The sequence below is a fragment of the Collinsella sp. i06-0019-1H4 genome (genome assembly GCF_042849575.1).
In the GTDB taxonomy this organism is placed as follows: Bacteria; Actinomycetota; Coriobacteriia; order Coriobacteriales; family Coriobacteriaceae; genus Collinsella.
On record NZ_BAABYB010000002.1, the window covers coordinates 1 to 18,823 of the forward strand.

The 18,823-nt window shown below is 57.5% G+C and carries 15 protein-coding genes; 6 read left to right on the forward strand and 9 right to left on the reverse strand.

The annotated features are described in order from the left end of the window. Positions 1 to 387 precede the first annotated feature (387 nt). Both ACGHEN_RS10805 and ACGHEN_RS10810 read right to left on the reverse strand, forming a co-directional pair. Positions 388 to 690, reverse strand: a complete 303-nt coding sequence (locus ACGHEN_RS10805) for a ribbon-helix-helix protein, CopG family (RefSeq protein ID WP_195241077.1) — start codon at positions 688 to 690, stop codon at positions 388 to 390. Beyond that, complete coding sequence (locus ACGHEN_RS10810) at positions 690 to 1,241, reverse strand: ParA family protein (RefSeq protein ID WP_195241076.1); 552 nt, start codon at positions 1,239 to 1,241, stop codon at positions 690 to 692. The genes ACGHEN_RS10805 and ACGHEN_RS10810 overlap by 1 nt, the downstream gene beginning before the upstream one ends. A gap of 494 nt (positions 1,242 to 1,735) precedes the next feature. Here ACGHEN_RS10810 and ACGHEN_RS10815 point away from each other — a divergent pair, with 494 nt between their 5' ends. Together ACGHEN_RS10815 and ACGHEN_RS10820 are read left to right on the forward strand one after the other, a co-directional pair. Then, positions 1,736 to 1,975, forward strand: coding sequence for a hypothetical protein (locus ACGHEN_RS10815; protein WP_195241074.1), 240 nt, complete (start codon positions 1,736 to 1,738; stop codon positions 1,973 to 1,975). A 438-nt stretch (positions 1,976 to 2,413) separates the two neighbouring features. Beyond that, the gene (locus tag ACGHEN_RS10820; RefSeq protein ID WP_195241072.1) at positions 2,414 to 2,638 is read left to right on the forward strand and encodes a hypothetical protein; all 225 of its coding nucleotides are present in this window, start codon (positions 2,414 to 2,416) and stop codon (positions 2,636 to 2,638) included. Between the two features lie 280 nt (positions 2,639 to 2,918). Here the strand turns inward: ACGHEN_RS10820 and ACGHEN_RS10825 are convergent, their stop codons facing one another. Together ACGHEN_RS10825 and ACGHEN_RS10830 are read right to left on the reverse strand one after the other, a co-directional pair. Further along, the gene (locus ACGHEN_RS10825) at positions 2,919 to 3,572 is read right to left on the reverse strand and encodes a hypothetical protein (RefSeq protein ID WP_390399441.1); all 654 of its coding nucleotides are present in this window, start codon (positions 3,570 to 3,572) and stop codon (positions 2,919 to 2,921) included. 65 nt (positions 3,573 to 3,637) lie between these two features. Beyond that, the gene (locus ACGHEN_RS10830; protein WP_390399443.1) at positions 3,638 to 6,994 is read right to left on the reverse strand and encodes a hypothetical protein; all 3,357 of its coding nucleotides are present in this window, start codon (positions 6,992 to 6,994) and stop codon (positions 3,638 to 3,640) included. A gap of 139 nt (positions 6,995 to 7,133) precedes the next feature. Here ACGHEN_RS10830 and ACGHEN_RS10835 point away from each other — a divergent pair, with 139 nt between their 5' ends. After that, positions 7,134 to 7,355: a helix-turn-helix domain-containing protein gene (locus ACGHEN_RS10835; RefSeq protein WP_271732105.1), complete on the forward strand. Its 222-nt coding sequence runs from the start codon at positions 7,134 to 7,136 to the stop codon at positions 7,353 to 7,355. Between the two features lie 188 nt (positions 7,356 to 7,543). Beyond that, on the forward strand, positions 7,544 to 8,809 hold the full coding sequence (locus ACGHEN_RS10840; protein WP_161145597.1) for an ATP-binding protein: 1,266 nt from the start codon (positions 7,544 to 7,546) through the stop codon (positions 8,807 to 8,809). A gap of 403 nt (positions 8,810 to 9,212) precedes the next feature. On the opposite strand, the gene ACGHEN_RS10845 is transcribed toward ACGHEN_RS10840, so the two are convergent. Beyond that, complete coding sequence (locus ACGHEN_RS10845) at positions 9,213 to 9,557, reverse strand: hypothetical protein (RefSeq protein WP_075843399.1); 345 nt, start codon at positions 9,555 to 9,557, stop codon at positions 9,213 to 9,215. Between the two features lies 1 nt (position 9,558). Beyond that, complete coding sequence (locus ACGHEN_RS10850; protein WP_271740839.1) at positions 9,559 to 11,247, reverse strand: ATP-binding cassette domain-containing protein; 1,689 nt, start codon at positions 11,245 to 11,247, stop codon at positions 9,559 to 9,561. Positions 11,248 to 12,906: 1,659 nt separating this feature from the next. Here ACGHEN_RS10850 and ACGHEN_RS10855 point away from each other — a divergent pair. Further along, positions 12,907 to 13,443, forward strand: a complete 537-nt coding sequence (locus ACGHEN_RS10855; RefSeq protein WP_195241091.1) for a plasmid mobilization protein — start codon at positions 12,907 to 12,909, stop codon at positions 13,441 to 13,443. Continuing rightward, positions 13,440 to 14,639 carry a relaxase/mobilization nuclease domain-containing protein gene (locus ACGHEN_RS10860; RefSeq protein WP_195241090.1) on the forward strand — a complete coding sequence of 400 codons (1,200 nt, stop codon included), beginning with the start codon at positions 13,440 to 13,442 and terminating at the stop codon, positions 14,637 to 14,639. Before ACGHEN_RS10855 ends, ACGHEN_RS10860 begins: the two co-directional genes overlap by 4 nt. A gap of 395 nt (positions 14,640 to 15,034) precedes the next feature. Here ACGHEN_RS10860 and ACGHEN_RS10865 read toward each other — a convergent pair whose 3' ends face one another. The 3 genes from ACGHEN_RS10865 to relB all read right to left on the reverse strand — a co-directional run bounded on the left by ACGHEN_RS10865 (position 15,035) and on the right by relB (position 18,457). Beyond that, entirely contained in the window at positions 15,035 to 16,297 is a 1,263-nt protein-coding gene (locus ACGHEN_RS10865) for an IS30 family transposase (RefSeq protein WP_390397345.1), read from the reverse strand. Positions 16,298 to 17,703: 1,406 nt separating this feature from the next. Beyond that, a complete protein-coding gene (locus ACGHEN_RS10870) occupies positions 17,704 to 17,982 on the reverse strand; it encodes a hypothetical protein (RefSeq protein ID WP_195241089.1) in 279 nt (92 codons plus the stop codon). Between the two features lie 253 nt (positions 17,983 to 18,235). Then, positions 18,236 to 18,457 carry a type II toxin-antitoxin system RelB family antitoxin gene (gene relB / locus ACGHEN_RS10875; protein ID WP_195241088.1) on the reverse strand — a complete coding sequence of 74 codons (222 nt, stop codon included), beginning with the start codon at positions 18,455 to 18,457 and terminating at the stop codon, positions 18,236 to 18,238. Between the last annotated feature and the right edge of the window lie 366 nt (positions 18,458 to 18,823).

Sequence of the window (18,823 nt, forward strand, 5' to 3'; positions counted from 1 at the left end):
GCCGAAAGTGTGGGGGCTCCGCCCCAACTCCCCGCCCACGTTCTCGCCAATCCCCGGCGCCGGCGTCGCCTTCGGCTCCCCGGGCGACCTATCGCACTCAGTCGCAACCCGTCCAATTCGGCAATGAGTGCCGAATCCGATTCCCGGTCGATCGGGATACCGGTATTCAGTCAACCTTGCACAGAATACCGCTAGAAGGTCACAGAATTGAAGATAAGACGTTCTATCGGTGGGATTCGACCGTTTTCTCATTGATAGATAAAACGGGGTCTTAAATCGGCTCTCAGTGGCTTAAAAAGAGACAGGGGCACCTTTCGATACCCCTGTCCTGATCCTCTTGGGCTTTCATTCTGCCACAACGTCAAGAACGTCACGCCGCCCTCTTCGTTAAAACCCCTTTTCGGCAAGGTACTCGTCAAACAACTCGCGAGCGATGTCCGATACGGACTTGTCCTCCTCGAGCGCGGCCTGCTTCAACCGCTTGCGGTAGCTCTCCGGAACGTACACAGACAGCTGTACAAGCCTCTCAGATGCCCCTTCGGCGCCTTTTTTGGGACGCCCGGCTTTCCGTACCTGCGGAGCCGGTTTCTGCGGCTCAGATGCGCTCTCAACGATTTTCTGCTGCCTCTCCTCGGCCTTCTCCGCGGCGACGTCGAAGTAGGAGGTCGATTTCTTGAACTTTCCGGCCATTACAGGACCTCCTCGATCTCGTCCAGGATGTTTTCGATTGCCAGGGCTGCCTTGCCGCTCTTCGCGATTTCGTACACGGGCTTGCCCAGGGCCGCGCCCTGCTTGAAGGCCGCTGCGGTCGGAACGGTGCCCAGCACGGGCAAGTCATCGGCTTCGAGTAGTTCGAGGAACTGGCGGTCGACCGTCTGGTTTGCCGCGAAGTTGTTGACGATGATTGCGAAGGACAAATCGGGATTGGCCTCGGTGATGACCTTGATCGTGCGTTTCATCGGCTTTAGGCCGAGGGTGCCTGGCTGGACCGGGATGATCGCGATGTCGGCGTTTTTCGCGTACGTGGCCGTCTCGTCACTCAGGAAACCCGGCGTGTCGATGACGTTTACGGCGTCCTCGTCGTCGAGCAGGTTCTTCTCGTGGTTCGCGCCGCCCTGAGGGTCGAGATTGCCGAATCCGACTTTGTGGCCGCGGCGCTCGAGACCCCAGGCGATCTCGTCGGCGAACGTCGTCTTACCGACGCCGCCCTTCTGATTGACTAGCAGGATGTTCGTCGCCATGTCCTCCCCTTTCTGAAATAGCATAGTCATATATTAGCACATTAACATGTGACTATATTAAGTAATTCTAAGTCGCAGTTAGAAATATATGAGCATGTTCAGTAATTAGTATAGTACTACGTTAACGTGCTCATGGCTATGGGTTGGTTTAACCTACAGTCATCAGATACGGTTACAAGGTCGCTGATTGCAAGACGGAGACCCTTCCGACCGCCGACGCGGCGAGTGGGAACGCAAGGGTAAAAACGCATCGTCGCTGAACCGATGAGTCAGTATTCTTTAGTTGGATGATGGATATTGAAATTAATTAGCGAGATAATGTGCATATCTCATAATGTATGCGTTGTACCATGAGAGAGGGGTCTGTCATGAGCTGGAAACCGAGAAAATGCGTTATCGCCGGTCTCGTGACAACCGGTCCTGGCGGCGGCTTGTTTGCAACCGCAATGACATCGTACCGACTTTTCACCTACATGTTCTAAAAGGCGGTTGCCATGCTGTCGCAAAATCAATCGAGATACTTGAACACAATCGGCTTTGCCCTGCTTGCATTACTCTTTGCTAGCGACCTTTTGCTGAAACCGCCCAAGGAACTCGTTTCGCTTGCCATAGCCTGCATTTCCGCCCTTTACTTTACGGCAACCCTATTCGCCGGACTAAAGGAGAGGAAAAAAGGCGCAGTCGTTGCATCTGCCGTAGGCGTGGTCATAGCCATTGCCTCATTCTTTGTCTGACACATTGGTGATTTAGGGGCGATATCGTAGGAATACGACCGGGAGAGCCGGGACCATAGGCTCCGGTAAGAACCTTCGCCATGCCCCACGCATCGACCCCGATGATTTTCCCGCCGGACGCCCCGACGGCCACGGCCTCCGGCGTCCACGGGATCCCGTCGTCCGTGAGGCGGATGGGTGTGACGTTGCCGGCGTCCATCCGCCTCACGACCTCATCCCACTCATCGCGCCAGCCCGGCTTGAGCCATTTGATGACGGTCGGACGCGAGACGCCAAGGAGCACGGGCGCGGCTCGAGCTCTAATCCATGAGGTCCCAGCTTGTAATACGTGAACATATGACTACGTTAACATGGTCATGTATTACCGAGCGTTATATGCTGCGCCGGACCCGCCCGTCTGTTATCCTGGGGGCGACAGTTTCTTGCAAGGAGGCAGCCATGCTCCAGAGTGTCTTTGGATTCGATGGCCAGATCCATCTTGAGAACCAGGTCAGCAGCCAACGTTTCGACTTCACTACGGGCGAAGTGAAAACGGTCATTCCGACCGCTGGGAACATGAGCGCCGTCTTCGGCAAGGATGGCGTGGAGACGGAGATCAAGGTGGGGCAGATGCGCCAAACACTGGGCAAGCCTGGCTTCGATTGGCTGTTTAATAATCACTAACGATTGAGTTATTGCAGCATAATCGCAGCTGTAAATAGGTGACCATATGACCATGCTAATATGTGCGCACAGTCATATGGTCACAGTTGTAGATCGGTTGAATTTGCGGAAGGTTTTGCCCGAAGCATCCGGCACCGCCGGATTTTTTTGGAACAGCCTCTCGTTTGATTGCTTTCCTATCGTTTGCTCCCAGACTGGGCGTCTAAAAAGGGCGGCCGAAACCGGCCGCCCGCAAATAAATATTTATTTACCGAATGTAAGAGGAGAGGAACGATGCACATTACTCCCAGTGGCCGGCGACGTCGACAACCCAATGCTGTCCCGTAGCCTGCTGTTCATAATGTCCCTGGTCCTCAGATGTGGTATACGAATCGTTTACGACAGATCCTCCGATGCCGCCGTTGTCCATATCATTATGAACCCACGAATAGGCGGCATCTTCGGAATCGAAGGGTCCTACCATAGTACCACCGTGGTTTACCCAATAGCGGGGATGACGCGTGTATACCACATTTGGCACCCAGACCTGGCTGTAATCGGTCTCCCAGTGACCCTGCTCGGCAACCCATTTCTTCTGGCTACCGCTGTTGGAAGAGGAATTATTGCTGCCGGAACCCTGTGAATTGCCGGAATTCTGCTTCGAGTCGGAGGAGTTTCCCTTGCTGTCAGACTTCGACGAGTCGGAAGACTTGTTATCCTCCTTCTTGGAGTCATCGGACTTCTGGTCCTTGCCGTCGGATTCTTTCTTCTCCTCGGTCTTGGTTCCAGAGGCTTGCGCCGCCTTTTCTTCGCTCGGCTTCTTTTTGTCTTTATTCTTTACCGCCGTAGCGGCCCTTTCCGTAGAGCCGCTTCCTTGCTTTGCAACGCTGGCACATCCAAGTTGAGGTGCCGAAAGGCACACCAGAAGCGCTACGATAATAGCCTTTGTTCTCACGCCGATCTCCCTGCCCATGAAACCGGGCGTTGGACACCAGCCGATATCCAACGCCCGGCTCGCTTTTACATCTGCTCGCGGCGCTTCTTTTGATCGAGGAAGACGCCGGCTGCCACGAGGACGGTACCGCCGATGACGAACGTCTCGCCGATGAGTCCCGCGCGGTCACCGGTCTGGGCGAGGTTGCCGGGCTGGGCGGTATCCGTGCCGGCGAGGTGCTTCGGGGTGTATGCCGCCTGCTGCTTTGCCGCCTCCTTTGCCTCCTGTCGTGCGATCTCATCGGAAAGCTTCTGCTCCGCTGCGATGCGGTCGGACTTCGCCTGCTCGTAGGCGGCGAGTGCCGCATCATAGCCGGACTGGAGCCCGTCCACCGCGGCCTGCTTCTCGTCCAGGATGGCCTTGGCAGGAGCGACCTTGGCACGTGCCTCGACTGCTGCGGCGAAAAGCGCGTTGAGGGCGTCATCCGCGTTCACATCATGGCCGGAAGCGATCGCCGCGCCGGCATCGATGGAGTTCAGCTTCGACAGCTTGGCGTCTGCCTGCGCCTTTGCCTGCTCGGCGGCGGAGACCAGGGACTCGGCGGCGATGGCATCCGCCTTCGCGGCATCGAGCGCGGCCTTGGTGTCATTGACAGCCTTTACTGCATCCTGCTCGCGCTGCTGTGTCTCTGCGAGCTTCGCGGCAAGACCGGTGAGGATGTCGAGGTTCGACTGTGCGCCCACAAGATCGGTCTGGGAGCCGGTGAGCCTGTCGGCGGCAACGCCGGTGTCGGCCTTTGCGGCATCGACGGCACGCTGGGCATCCGCGAGGGCGCGTGCGGTGCCGTCCGCCTTTTGCTTGGCGGCTGCGAGGATTGCCGCCTTCTCGGCTTGGTCGGCTGCCGCCGCGTCGTGAACGCTCTTTGCTGTATCGACCGCCTTCTTGGCGTCGGCGATGTCCTGGAAGAACTTCGCGAGGTCGGCGTTCGCATCGTCCACGCCCTGCTGCTTAGCAGCGGTGTCCGCCTTGGCGGAATCCAACTTAGACTGTGCGGTCGTTACGGCTGCGTTGGCAGCATCAAAGGCGACCTGCTTCTGCTGGACGGTCGACTTTGCCGTATCGACTGCCGCGTTGGCGGCATCGAGGTCCGATTTCGCCGCATCAAGCTCGGTCTGGGCATCCGTGACGCCCTGTTGCTTGGCGGCGACATCAGCATTGGCGGCATCGACGGCACGCTGGGCATCCGCGACGCCCTGCTTCGCGGCATCGACACCTGCCTGTGCGGAATCCGCTGCGACCTGCTTCTGCTGAACGGTTGCGGCGGCGCCGGCGGCTGCCTGCTTCTTGGATGCGAGATCGGCCTTGGCTGCGTCGAGTGCGCTCTTGGCGGTCTTGAGACCGTTGATATAGGAGGTCAGCTTTTGCTCGTACTCGTCGACGGAGATGGGGTTCGTGTTCCAACCGGAGCCGGACCAGCCGGAGATCTCTGCGGTATAGCACTGCGTCTGAAGCCCGGACATGGTGCCCTTGGTGCAGGTTGCCATTCCCATAACGACGAGTTCGGGATTGATGATGTTCATGTAATGGCCGACGGTGCCGCTGCTGCCGTTCTCCCAGCGGCAGTTGTTTGCAATCCAATGGTTGATTGCGACGCCGTTCTTTGCATAGAAATCATAGGCATCCTTGCCGACAAGACCGGTGACTCCATAAAGGGCCTCCGTTGCCTTGTCGAAAAAGCCCTTCTCCTGCTCGATCCACTGCCCACTCGGATCGATTCCGTAATTCCATGCCAGGTTTTCGGCAAAATTATATTGACGGGCATGATCGAGCACAGTGTCACTGTAGTTGGCATCCGCAATGGCACCGGCGATGAGCTTGTAGGTGACCTGGAGCTCGGACAGGCCGACCGACTTGCGGTAGTCGTTGACGGACTTCATCCACCTGATCGCATTGAGCATGTTATCAAGGGACGTGGCGTCCTTGGAGTTGCCGACTTCGGTCTTTCCGGCATATTTGGCGTTCAGGATGATGTTGACTGCGTCATCGGCACCCATGGCACGGAAGAAGCCGATGGCTCCCTGCTTGAGCTGCGCGTCGGCGGAATCGAGTTTTGCCTGTGCCTCGTCGACTTTCTGCTGCGCGGCGGTCACGGCGGCGTCTGCGGTATCCTTTGCAGTCTTGGCGTTCGCGAGCTCTACGTCGGCGGCTGCCTTGGCGGACTCGGCGTCCCTGACAGCCTGCTTCGCGGCATCCAGCTTGGCGATGGCGTCGGCATTCGCCTGCTTGGCCGCATCGAGGTCAGCGTTCGCGGCATCGAGTGCGGACTGGGCGTCGCCCACGCCGGATTTGGCATCGGCCGCGGCCTGCTGCTTTACGGAGAGGGACGCCTGGGCATCATTCAGCTCGGACTGCGCCGTTGCTGCAGCGGACTGCGCCTGCTCGAGCTCGGACTCGCACTGAGACTGCACCGCTCGTGCGGCAGCGAGGGCTGCCTCCGCGTCCGCGACCTTCTGCTTCGCGGCATCGTACTCAGGACCGCTGGCGCCCGCCTCCGCTGCGGCGAGGTCGGCTTTCGCCTTCTCGTAGGCGGCGCTGGCGGCTGCGGTCTTCGCATCCGCCTCGTCCTTGTTCTGCTGGGCTGCGGTGAGGACGGCATCGGCGGCATCCTTTGCAGACTGGGCCGCAATCAGCTTGGACTGGGCATCGGCAAGCGTAGCGTTGGCGTTGTCCAGTTCGGCCTGTGCCCTGCTCACGGCATCCTGGGCGTCGCGTACCGCCTGCTCGGCGGCACTGATAGCCTCCGGGGTGGCGCCTACGGCATCGGTCTTGGCTTTATCGAGGGCGTCCTTGGCATCTTGGGCCGCCTTGAGGGCGGACTGGTACGCTTCGTCCTTCTCGGATGCATCCGCCTTGGCGTCTGCGAGACCCGCCTTCGCCTGCTCGAGGTCCTTGCCGGCGGCATCGGCGGCGTCCTTGCCCTCTGCGACCTGACGGGCGTACTCGTCCATTGCCGCTCGGTCGGCTGCCGTGCCGGCGCTGACTGCCGAATCGTAGGATGCCTTGGCCTGGTCGCGGGCGGAAGCCGCCTCGTTGTAGGGACCGGCGGCCTCATCGTAGGATGCCTTGGCGGCGTCCTCCTTCGCCTTCGCCTCGTCGACTGCCTTCTGCAGGTCCGCGATGGTCTGTGCGGCGGATTTCGCGCCGGTACCGGATGCCGCGCCGGCGTGGGTGGCGATCGGCGACATCACGGCGGGGTGCTGCGTGCCCCCGTCACCGGTCTGGGCGAATGCCGTGAACGGTGAGATGAGGCTCGATCCGGTCATGGCGGCCATGGTCGCCGCGGTGACGGTCAGACGCGCGATCCCCTTCGGAGTGTGAATCTTTTTGTTTGGCAGTGCGGCGAAGTGATCGCCACCGGCAGCGAAATGCTTTCCCTGAGTCATTGTGCTGTTCCATTCCTTTTCCGTGCCCTATCCGACTGGGCATCAGAGTGCTTTCCAATAGAGATAATTATGCGCCTCAACTGGGATTGTTGTATATAGTCCGTTGGCATAAATACAACAATCCATGACTCTTTTTGTCATGGATACGAAGACGCTTCAGAAATCATTCGGCTTGAGATGTAAAGAGCTCCGCGCTGGACTCGGGTGCAGCCAGGAGCAGTTTGCCAATTTGATTGAAATGGATCGTTCCTACTACGCGAGCATTGAAGTCGGGCGGCGTAATGTTAGCCTCTCAAATCTCAAGAAGATTGCCGACGGATTTCAAATCAGCATTGCTGAACTCATGAGAGGCGTCAGCTAAATTTATCCGTCTCATAGTTCACAGTGGGTCTCGTTGATTAGTGCCTTAAGAAAATGGAAATCGTCCCAACGAACCATCGTCAATCGTCCCAATAAATTACCGTCAATCGTCCCAATAAGTAATCGTTATTTGTCCCAACGACGCAGATAGACGCTATAATTTCAAATGAATGATTGGAGGGAAAGCCGATGGATAGGTATATAGGACGTTGTGTTGACTGCTTGGTCGAGCGCGACCTTGGCATTTTTGGTGCAGTGCTCATTCAGGGGCCGAAATGGTGTGGAAAGACAACGACAGCTCAGAGATTTGCCGAGTCATCGTTATCTCTCTCCGACCCATCTGGCGGTTTTGCGGCCCTCCAACTCGCTCGTCTCGATCCGGCCCAAGCAATTGTCGGACCGACCCCGAGGCTTGTCGACGAATGGCAGGAAGAACCGAAGCTATGGGATGCCGTGCGATTCGAATGCGATGTCAGGGGAGGGGAGCCAGGACAGTTCATTCTCACCGGATCTGCGACGCCGCGAGCCGAGAACCAGCCGATGCACAGCGGTGTGGGTCGAATCGCCCGTTTGCGGATGGATACCATGACGCTTTTCGAGCTCGGTATTTCGTCGGGAGCGGTCTCGCTTGGTGCGCTGCTCGATGGCGATTCCGTTGCGGCGTCACTCGGATCCATCGCCGGTATCGCCGGTATCGCGGATTTGCTCTGCCGCGGCGGTTGGCCCCAAGCGGTCGGTAAGACAACTGCCGACGCAATGCGGATAGCCGCCGCCTATATTGACGGTGTTTGCGAGTCTGACGTTTCGAGGGCGGATGGAGTGAAACGTGACCCGGTTAAGGTAAGGGCCTTGCTCTCGTCGCTTGCACGCAATGAATCAACTCTTGCCGGCATGAGGTCCATCGAAAGGGATTTGGGTGTTGACGTCTCAAAGAATACGATTACCGGCTACATGGACGCGCTGCGCCGTATCAATATCGTCGACGATGTCCCCGCGTGGCATCCGGCTCTCAGGTCGCCGGTGAAGTTGCGGCAGGGCGCGAAGCGGCACCTTGCGGACTCATCGCTCGCCGTCGCCCTCATCGGTGCGGATCCGGAGTCGTTGTCATCCGATCCGAAGACCCTTGGCTTGCTCTTCGAATCCCTTGTGCTGCACGATCTCAAGGTTTACGCGGCGGCCAGCGATGCGACCGTATCTCACTACCACGACGCTGACGACCTAGAGGTCGACGCGATTGTCCATCGTCGTGACGGCTCGTGGGTTGCCGTTGAGGTTAAGCTCGGGAGCCCCCAAGTCCCAGAGGCAGTGGAAAATCTGCTTCGACTTGAGCGAAAGCTGGTCGATCGCGGGGAGAGGCCGCCTGCGGCGAAACTCATCGTCATCGGGTTTGGTATGCCGGCTCACGTAACTAGCGAAGGCATCGTTGTTGCTCCGGTCGATACGCTCGGAATCTAAATTATTGTTATTTGCATTTCCAGAAATCCTCTATCTAGACGCCTCCTAGAGGATTTCTGGAAACAACCGGTATTTTGATCTGGGCTACGAAAGGTTACGGGTCCAGATTCCGTGCTGCGTGGAGCCGGTGATCTTGTATCCGTGGCGGTCGATTCACGCCGCAAGCCTGTCCCAGTCGATGCGTTTCCAGTTGCCGCACGGCGCGTGGTTCACGATGAGCCCGCCGGCGACCATGAGCGCGTGGTTGCGTGCCTTGCGCACCTCGCGCGCGAGCGCCCTCTTCTTGTCCGAAATCTGGACCTCTGCCTGCTTCTTCTTGCATTGAAGCCTGAACCAGGTTCAGCTGGCATGGTTAAAAACGGGGGCGACGCTTTTGCGTCGCCCCTCGTCCCAGCCGGTTGCTTTAGTTGTACACACGGTAGTTACACTTGAACTGGGTTATGTGTCCATAGTGGGAGCCGTACCAACCCGATGTATAGCTGATTGCATTTGCGCCTAGATATTCGTATCTCTTGTTGTAGCGAAGCTCACGGTAGGTCGTGTCGTACTCTGCTACGTAAAACGCGTCTCCAGAGAAGGCTTTGTACCGGTCCTTAACCGTCGAGCTCATGTACGCAGGCTCGACATCGCCTTTCTTTCCGTTGAGCGCATAGACGGGTGCCGCGATTCCGCATAAAGCCGTTGCCACAAGGATGGCGTAGACAGCCATGCGCGACGCATTGGGCTTCAGCTGTTCAAATAGTTTCATGTCATTCACCTCCTTCGTATGTATCGAGGTATTCCTGCTTGAGTGTTTGCGAGGACGACTCGATCTTTTCCACGAGCGTGCCGGCCTCGATGAAGTAGAACGAGTCGGTGAGGTCTGCCAGGTCGTCGAGCAGATGGCTTGAGATGAGCACGCTGCGGCCCCGTGTCACTTCGCTGCGCATCGCGTCGCAGGAGGTTTTTCGTTTTCCCGGATCGAGGCCGTTCAGCGGTTCATCGAGGATGAGGTACGGGCAATCGGTCGCTATCGCCATGGCAAGCTTTACCTGCTGCTTCATTCCTGTCGAGAGTTTACGGGCCGGCTTGTCGAGATATGGGGAGATTCCGAGGGAGTTGCAGAGCGAGTCGATATCGGCGGCCGATTTCCACGCCTCCCTAACGAAAGAGAGGTGCTCGAGGGCCGATAGCGTGGGGTAGAGATCCGCGCCGCCCGAAGAGCTCAGATAGACGAGTTCTGCGAATTCGGCTGATCGACGTTGGCAGATTCCGTCTGCCGCCAGGCTTCCCGAGCGGATGCGGGTGGGAAATTGGCCCGACAGCGCTTCAAGAAGGGTGGTTTTCCCCGAGCCGTTGGGAGCAACGAGGCCCGCCGCCGTTCCCGGGCTCAGGAAAAGCGACCCGATTGAAAGTATCGTCGTGCTTCCGTATCCCACGCTCGCGTCCAGAAGCTCGAGCCCATGGTGCTTTTTCGCGGGTCCAGGCTGTTTGGGGGAACGTGCCGCAACGGCGCCGACCGCAAAAAGGACCGCGACGTATATCAGTGCCACGGCAAGCATCGATGCGCTGCCTGAACCGGAGCCAATGAATTCCGTCGGGAAGCATCCCACGTAGCCCGTTGCCTCGATAGGCGAGAACACGGCCAGCGGCAGGAGCCCGAGCACGGCATTATGCTCCAGCGCCGAATCGGACAATAACGGGAATGCCGGGGCCGCGACAAGCAGCGCGGAGGCAAGGGGGCCCGCGAAGACGCGCCTCGTTGCGGTCGATAGGACGACGGAGCAAACGGATATCAAGGTTCCGCCCGCAAGCAGCGCGAGAAGCAGGGTCGTGAAGACGTTTCCCGCGGTCGTGGTGGTAAGCGCGCCGTCATGGAAGAAGGCGATCGGGTACCCAATTTGCCCGAAGCCGTTTAGGGCCAAGGCGTAAATGCCCCCGGGTGCGAGGCCGGCGAGGAGCATCGCGGTCCCCGCGGCGATTATCGAAAACACGATCTGAATAAGGCGCCGGAATTTGGGCACGGGCGCCTTTGCCGCCAGGGTCGCAGGCCTTGTGGCGCCGAGCACGAGTATCGACGAGAGAAGGAAGGGGATGAAGGGAAGGAAAGACGGCGCCGTGGCAACGGCGTAAGGCAGGAAGGAAAGGAATGGCAGGTCGCTTGCGGAGGCCGGGATATCCGTGATGCCGGAGCTGCTCAGGGCACGGCAATATGCGAGCGCCGCGTCATTGGTCTCTCGGTCTCCCACGATGGACCCGGATTGGAAGCCTTCGCCCATGAGCGCGTAGTAGCTCTCGGCAGAATCGAGAAAGGCGGCGTCGGTTTGAGCGGCAAGGGCGGCGTTCGCGTATCTTGCAAGCTCCGCGTCATTTTGCTGCTCTGGAGATAGGTCTGTGCCGCTGGCCTGGGGCGCGCGCGTATTGAATGCGTCGACAAAGCCCTGCATGCCCTGCTTCATAAAGAAGGGTCCGTAGATGGGTGAATTGAACGCAATGGGGACGGAAAAGGCTGCAGCGAGAACGAGCGTACAAATCCATACGGCCCTGTCTCTTAGGATTAGTTTGAGAAGAAGTCGACAGTACATTTAGAAGCACCTACATTTCTCAAAACATCGTTAGATTAATAATGACAGACCGAATGAAGATGCGTGCGACGGGGGCGAGGCGAATGGCTGAACGGTATCGATATGCGGGTTCAACGGCATTATATTGGCCACATAGATTATCAAAACCGTCGTAAAACCCCTGGTTTCAACTACGGGGAGTGTCAACGGTATTCACTTTTTCAGCAATGCCGTATTTACGTAATGTCGTTATTACATAGTTCTGTGGAATAGCAGAACAATTGAACATTGAACTAATCGCGCCTGAAAATTTTCCGCAAGTGTCGTGCGCCGCCGTACAAAGCCCGGCGGCGCACTAGGGCTCTGCCCTAAAAACCCGGCGCCCTTGGCGGCGTTAAAAAGTGACGCAATAACGTTGTTACGTTATTGCGTTATTACACAGTTCGGCAGTCACACTTTTACATTGTTGCGGCATGACACAGTTACGCAATGTCTCCGGTGCGTCTCGGTAAAAGGTTCGCTACCGGACAGCCACCGGACACCGAGGCGATCTAAGCGCGGCGATGGTTTGCCGTGAAATGTGCTGTGAGATGAAAAATCTCGCAAGAGACGCGAACTTGTACCTCCATCGTAAATGTAGCCACAAGTTCGCAGCCGTTGGCTCTTGCCAGGGCTCCGCCCTTGGACCTGGGTCGGTAAGTTGACTGCGACTGCATCGGTTGATTGATGGCAGTTGGAATCGACGCCGTAGTTTTTAAATCTGTTATGAAGCGTGAAACTCAAAAACTCATCGTATTGATTTTCATTTGATTCGAAACGCCCGCGCAAAAGTCGAAACGGCTCGCGCGGGCGTTTCGGTTTTTCGTTTCGCATCTCAACTCGCGTCAAAACAAAACGCGAGCTTTGAAAATCGATAGCGACCGAAGGTCGCGATCATAGGCGGCTTGACCGCCGCATGAAAATCGAATCGCCATTCGAACCGTAATGCGATTCGCGGTACCTTTCGACAATCCAACAACGCTACGAGTCTCACTAAAGACTCTCCGCGTCATTGAAATGTCGAAAGCTGCCTCAACTTTTTCGCAAGCGTATCGAAAAACGATTCGATAAAGTCGAAGGTTTGCGTCGCGGGCGCCGCAAACCCGCTCCGCTCTCGCTACAGCGAATCTCTAACACTCAGCATCCTTCGCGTTAAAAATTCACTTTCGCTCACGGTCTTCACGCAGTTACAACGCCGCGAGGCCTCTCGCTTGGAATGAGGCCTCTCATTCCACGTCTACACTGCGTTTCGCCCAATCCCCGTTCCGGAGATTGCAAGATGACTGTGGGTGGCACTTTTGTGGGCCTATTCGTCCCAAAAACACCACACCACAAATCTTGCTTATCGCCTCTCACGGCGATAAGGTTTATTCGAAGTTGAAACTTCGCGCGAAAGAATCGTGGAGTCGATTCTTCATTTTTGGAACGACGCCAGCCGTTCCTCAAGGAAAGCGAATCGCATAGCAGGTTTTGATCGGAGGCCTCTCCGATCGCTGATTCGTTTCCGGAGGAATCATGAGCAGGCTTCGCCCGCACACCGTCAAAGCATCTCTTTCCGATGAAGAGAAGAAAGCCATCGCTTCAATTGCAAAACGCCATAAGTTAAGCGAAGCCGAACTTATACGGTTTGTTTTATGCAACATCAACGAGTTTGATATTGATTTCGGTTCTGCAGAAAACGTCGACCAGAAATCTCGATCTGAAGAGATTCACATCAAGGTTTCTCCAGCAGAGAAAAAGAAAATCGAAAGCAACGCGAACTCGCTCGGTGTAACCGTCAGTTCATACGCCCGCCGCGTTCTTATCAGTGGGAAAGTCGAAAAGATAGATTTCGATCGCGGAGGTGCCGAGAAAATTTATCACGAACTTTTGAAGCAGGGCACAAACCTCAATCAGCTCATGCATTTCATAAATGCTAACGGACTTCCCTCTTATAACGAGATAGCGGTTTTCAGAACCGTTGACCACGTTACGAAAAGCGCGGATCTCGCTTTTCGATTCCTGAAAACTCTTGAGCGTCGTTATTTCATCGAAGGTGGCGAAACGAAATGACGGTTATCAAGCAGAAGAGCGTTTCGAGCGATCGGTACGCAAAGAATGTCCGTAAGTACATCAACGGAAAACATGCCTTGGCCCGTGACGGTTGGAACATCGAATGCGACAAGTATTGGTTTTCTAAAATGGCGATGACCAGAAAGGTTTTTCATCACGACAAACCTTCGAGAGCCGGTGCCAAGAACGTGACTATCCTTCACCAGATTCTCGCGTTCCTGCCCGAAGAATGTTCGTGCAACGGCGGTAAGATGACTCCGGAAAAATGCATGTCGTACGCGAAAGAATGGGTCGCCCAGCATTATCAAAATCAGCAAGTTATCTTTGCGTTGCATGAAGAAAGCGATAAAGCTGGCAAACGTTATGCCGTCCACATGGCGATAAATCGAACCGATTTGCTGACGGGTAAACGCTGCGACACCGGTGGCCGTCGAGGCAAATACAAGCGCGCTTCATGGGTTCGTGAACTTGATGACAAATGGAACCTCGTCCAACTTGAGAAGGGAAAGAAGAATTCGAAGATTCGTGAGCGCCAACCTCGCGAGATCGAAAAGGAAATCATCGACCGCGACGAATACAGTTACAAAAACAATCTGCGCGAGCTGATCCATATCGCAATTGACGAAGGTCGCGTAAAGAACATGGAGCAGTTCAAAAAACTACTTGCATCGTGGGGCGTAGACATTTTCATCAAGAACAATCGAGTCTATGCGACAGATCTAGATATCAAAGAAGCCGGCAATCCGAAGTGCACTTTCAATCTGACTCGACTCGACGGACGTTTCGCGGTCAAACAACTTGAAGCGGCGTTCGAAAAGAACGTGCTGGAAGCCGAGCGAGCATTGCCGTACGAGAAGCGCTGTGAGATTTACATTCAACGTCTTAAGAAGGCGTACTCGGCGTGGGTCGAACAAGCGAAAGCGAGCAAGGGCGTCGCCTACAATTCATTCCCCAAATTCATCGCACCGAAGTGCGATGAGGACCTGCTCGAAGATCCGGCGGTTCGCGATGAGCTTCTTGCGCGTCGCGGTTACGCAAGGGAGATTCGCAACCGCTATGCCGGCGCCGTTCCCGATGCCGACGATGACCGCGTTCGTGCTGCCGGCCAGGCGCACGGCGGTAGCGACGCGCCTCACTATCGGTCCGATCGCACTGTCGATCGTGGCGATTACACGCGCGGCGACTCGGCCCGCTAGCCTTTTTTGCCAATAGTTCCAGCGAAGAGCGGTGGAACTATTGGCGCTAATAGTTCGGAATTTCCTCTAATTACAAACTATTAAGAGTTATTAGTTACAGATTCACTAATAGTCAGCTATTGGCGGCACCGCAAAGAGCCATACCGTAGTACCAATGTATTAAGTTTTCGGGTTGATTTTCAATCTCAACGCAACAGCCTGAACGGGCTCCGCGTTTCCGCAGCTAGCGCAACGCGGGAATAGCCCCCGGCACCTGGTCGTCGCCTCGTTTCCGCAGGTGGAGAGGCTGTGGAGGCCGGCGTCCCCGTGCCGCCGCCGCATGCTCCGCCAGCCCGCCGCGCAGCCGTTCCGGACTCAGCGCAACGGGCCCTCCGGCCCATGTCCCGGCCCGCCGCCTATCCCGCCAGCGGCCCCTCGCCCCTCGCGGCCCTGGCCCTGTCGATGCAGCCGGGCGTGAGGTCGAGCTCGCCGGGCGCCAGCTCCTCTATCCCGAACGCGTCCATGAGGGCGGAGGCGTCCTCCCCGAGGGCCATCCGCAGCACGCGCGCCGGCGTCAGGAACCCGAGCGCCCCCCTCGGCTCGGAGTTCACCTGCGACATGAGCAGCGCGCAGTCCGCCGCCGTCAGCCGGTCGAACCTGGCCCCTGCGCCCTTGGGCAGCAGCTTCCTGATCTCCACGTGGTTCTTCTCGCACGCGCCCTTCTGCTGGCTCTGCCGGGGGTCGCAGTAGAAGAGCCTGGTCTCGCCGTCCCGCTCGCCGAACAGCGCCGCGATGGCGCCCTCGTCGGCGAACTCGCTCCCGTTGTCGGTGAGCACGGCGCCGAAGGCGCGCCTCGCGCCGTCCTCGCCGAGGACCCCGCGCAGGGAGGAGAGCGCCGCCAGGACCGAGGCGCACGTGCCGTCCGGCAGCGGCAGGGCCAGCTGGAAGCGGCTCGGGCGGTGCAGGAGCGTGAGGAGCCTGGCGGAGTCGCCCCTGGGGCCCTCGACGGTGTCCATCTCCCAGGCCGCGGCGCAGGCGTCCTCGCCGAGCGCGAGGAACGACGCGTGCGACCTGCGCGGCGAGTGGGACGTCGCCCTCCCCGGGGCCCGGCGCGACCTCGGCCTGTAGCCGACCTTGCGCCTGAGCTCCATGTTCGTCATGCCGTCGTAGCCGGCGTCCACCCACCTGTAGACGGTGGAGGCGCTGAGCCCGGGGGTCGTCGCCGCTATCTGCTGCGGGGAGAGCCCGCGCGCGAGCCCGTCCCTGATGGCCGCGAGCTTGGCGGCGGCGCCCTCCTCGGTCTCGTCGATCCCGGACCTGCTCGCCGAGAGCTCGGCGTCGGCCGCCTCCTGCGCCCTCCTTGCGCTGTAGAACACCCTGGGCCTCCTCGAGCAGCCGTAGCCCCTCCTGTGCGAGCAGCCGTTGCAGCACCTCGGCCACGCGGAGAGCCTGGGGCAGGCCCCCGACAGGTCCGCGGGCGCGGGCTCGCCGTAGCGCGAGCGCGGCGCGGTGACGTAGCGGTGCGCCGCCACCTCCCTGGTCACGGTCGATGGCGACCTGCCGAGCTCCGCGGCGATCTCGCGGGCGCTGCGGTTGCGGTCGAGCATCCTCTCGACCGTGTTCCTCTCGTGCCTCGTGAGCCTCCCGTACGACCTTCCGGACGGCTTGGGTCTGGACATGCCGGCCTCCCTCCATCGCGGGCCGGGGGATTCCGGCCCCTCTGGGGTTGCCTACCCGGATTCGCGCCTCAGGACTCAGCGCAACGCGTTGCGCTGAGTCCTGAGGCTGTTGCAATGAAAATGAGAATCAAGGTATTAAGTTTTCGCAGGTAGATAGCTAAAAATTTGATAACCCGCCCGCCGTTAAGACGGGCGGGCGTGCTATCATCGAGGTTGTTCCAGCGGTGGTACCAACACCGTGGAACCGCGTAGAGTGAGGTACCAACTCAACATCTACACCGTCAGACGCTTAAACCACAAGCCATCTGACAACTCCATTTTATCCAGACCCGCAGGTCAGGACAACACGGAGAAGTAGATAAGAGAAAAAACGGAACCTCCTCACCGGGAGGTTTTTTCATATCGACCGGGCGTGTGACATATGCCGTTCCCGGTCGGCCAGGCCCCAGGGCCTGCGAAAAAGGTAGCGTTTTGCTCGAATAATCGGTGACTGAGCTGTACAGGTCTGCCGTCCCGTCTCCACGAGGAGACTTCGACGAGGGTAGTGCCTTCCCTGTGACCCCTGCGCTGCCTCGGCCCATAAGGGCGGGGACGGCGTGCCAGGATCCGAGCGCTCGTCCTGCTGCAATACTGCAGGAAAGTAGGTTAAAAGCTGAAGAGCAGGAGTCGGTGGGATATCCACGCGGCGACGCGTGTGTTTGGCGGTGAGTAGCCGCAACGTCAAGCAAGGAGGACTGCGGTAGGCGTGCAGCCGTGACGGACTTTGTGCCCCACCCTGGGCCCTGTCATGTAGAGGGGCATCGGTGAGGACGGCCGATGCGTTAAACGAATGGTCCGGATACATGGCGGAGCCATGTGGAGACCCGCGAGATCGTCGAGCAAAAGGCCAAGGGGCGGGTGAGGTCTTCCCAGCTACATGCTGGTTTCGAAGATTTAGGGAGGGTCCACGACTGTGCCCAAATCTGTGGATACTCCACCACCTAACAATTCAACCCGCAAGCCAATCAGACCTCGCGGGCAGTCTTATAAACAAGCAAGCCCTTAGCGCGAGGCGTACCAGTTGTCAGCCCTCAGCGCCGGCGTCGCTTCGCTCCCCGGGCGGACAAGAACATCTGGCTGTAACACCTACAATTCGGCAAGGACGCCGAATCCGTTTTTGGTTGTAGTCGAAAATGTACAAAGAGATATATAAATCAGCGAGCTTCGCGAGCGGATCATAGGTGCCGTTAGGCACCGCATCAAAAGCGATTCGCAATCATTTCGGAATGCATCTAGAAATGTTCTAGAGCTTTTCTGGAAAAACGCACGAGAAAGGGCCGAGCCGAAGTGTCTGGCCGGACGCCAATTGTCCGGGAACTGCTTCGTTTCGACCCTCTTCTACTTTACTTCCATGGCCATGCAGCGGTCTAGTACTCCTTGATCGGATGCTTCTTACCGAAACCACCGTCGATGCCGAAGTGGCAGAGCATGTCGATGGCGCGAAGATGCTCGTCGATGGCAGTTGCAATCTGGGCGTCGATCTCGCTGTCATGGTCGTCAAGGGTGCGGACCGCACTGTCTGCGACCATGAAGGCCTTGATGGTTTGGTTGAACTGAGCCTTGAAAGCATCAACCTTCTCAACGGCGGCAGCTCGGTCTGCCATCTCGCGTTCGAGTCGTTGAACGATTTCCTGTGCGTCGCTCATGGCTATTCCTTTCCTCGCGGGTGTTTTACCTAATATATCGCCCCGCGCGGACATGATTCTCACCCGGTGGTATCAAATTTCACAAAACTGCAGGTAGGCGGCTTAACAGGATTCGATTTACGGGACGTTTAGCCAAAGGTTGGTGTGGATGCCAGCAGCACCCCTTTTTCGGGCCGTAAATCGCATCTGGTGAGGTCGATTTTTCGGCAATGCCGCCGCCCACCGCGTGCGGCCTGTTTGGCACCGTGAACGGCTAATTGTTCCACATAGCCATACGCATGACGTCATCCATTGAGTAGCGGGCGTCGTCATCCTCATCCAAGGCTTTGCCATAAGCCTCGATGTCCGCCATGTCCTCGACTTTTTCGAGTGCCGCCCTTCTCACGAACTCGGAAAAGGGCACGCCTGCGGCGTCCGCATGAACCTGAATCAAAGCCATTTCACCCTCATCAAACATGACCGCAATTTCGCACATTGAGCGCTCCAATCAATGCTGGCATCGAACTTTACTGGTACATATCTTATTGTTCATATTCAACAGTCCCAAAACGTATGCGGGAACCGCGGTACCGTCAGAAAATGCAGGAGGAAATTTGACGGTCCCGTTAATAGATTTTGTGACAAGGGCATGACAGGGGGACAGGTCATTCGTCAGGTTTCTGGCAGACGATATGAGCGGGACATGGAAAATGGAAGCCCCTCCTGTATGCATATCCGCTGGTAAGGCCTGGCCCGGTTTTCACCATCGCACGCGGTGACCGAGCACCCATCCAACGCCCAAGTCAAAATACTCAGTACACTGAGTGATTTCACTCACTATACTGAGTATTTTCTCAATTTG

Coding starts and splice junctions, on each gene's coding strand:
- ACGHEN_RS10860 (WP_195241090.1), top strand. CDS start 13,440: ATGACGGTTATCAAGCAGAAGAGCGTTTCGAGCGATCGGTACGCAAAG.
- ACGHEN_RS10835 (WP_271732105.1), top strand. CDS start 7,134: ATGGATACGAAGACGCTTCAGAAATCATTCGGCTTGAGATGTAAAGAG.
- relB (WP_195241088.1), bottom strand. CDS start 18,457: ATGTGCGAAATTGCGGTCATGTTTGATGAGGGTGAAATGGCTTTGATT.
- ACGHEN_RS10805 (WP_195241077.1), bottom strand. CDS start 690: ATGGCCGGAAAGTTCAAGAAATCGACCTCCTACTTCGACGTCGCCGCG.
- ACGHEN_RS10855 (WP_195241091.1), top strand. CDS start 12,907: ATGAGCAGGCTTCGCCCGCACACCGTCAAAGCATCTCTTTCCGATGAA.
- ACGHEN_RS10840 (WP_161145597.1), top strand. CDS start 7,544: ATGGATAGGTATATAGGACGTTGTGTTGACTGCTTGGTCGAGCGCGAC.
- ACGHEN_RS10820 (WP_195241072.1), top strand. CDS start 2,414: ATGCTCCAGAGTGTCTTTGGATTCGATGGCCAGATCCATCTTGAGAAC.
- ACGHEN_RS10870 (WP_195241089.1), bottom strand. CDS start 17,982: ATGAGCGACGCACAGGAAATCGTTCAACGACTCGAACGCGAGATGGCA.
- ACGHEN_RS10810 (WP_195241076.1), bottom strand. CDS start 1,241: ATGGCGACGAACATCCTGCTAGTCAATCAGAAGGGCGGCGTCGGTAAG.
- ACGHEN_RS10865 (WP_390397345.1), bottom strand. CDS start 16,297: ATGTCCAGACCCAAGCCGTCCGGAAGGTCGTACGGGAGGCTCACGAGG.
- ACGHEN_RS10850 (WP_271740839.1), bottom strand. CDS start 11,247: ATGAAGCAGGGCATGCAGGGCTTTGTCGACGCATTCAATACGCGCGCG.
- ACGHEN_RS10815 (WP_195241074.1), top strand. CDS start 1,736: ATGCTGTCGCAAAATCAATCGAGATACTTGAACACAATCGGCTTTGCC.
- ACGHEN_RS10830 (WP_390399443.1), bottom strand. CDS start 6,994: ATGACTCAGGGAAAGCATTTCGCTGCCGGTGGCGATCACTTCGCCGCA.
- ACGHEN_RS10845 (WP_075843399.1), bottom strand. CDS start 9,557: ATGAAACTATTTGAACAGCTGAAGCCCAATGCGTCGCGCATGGCTGTC.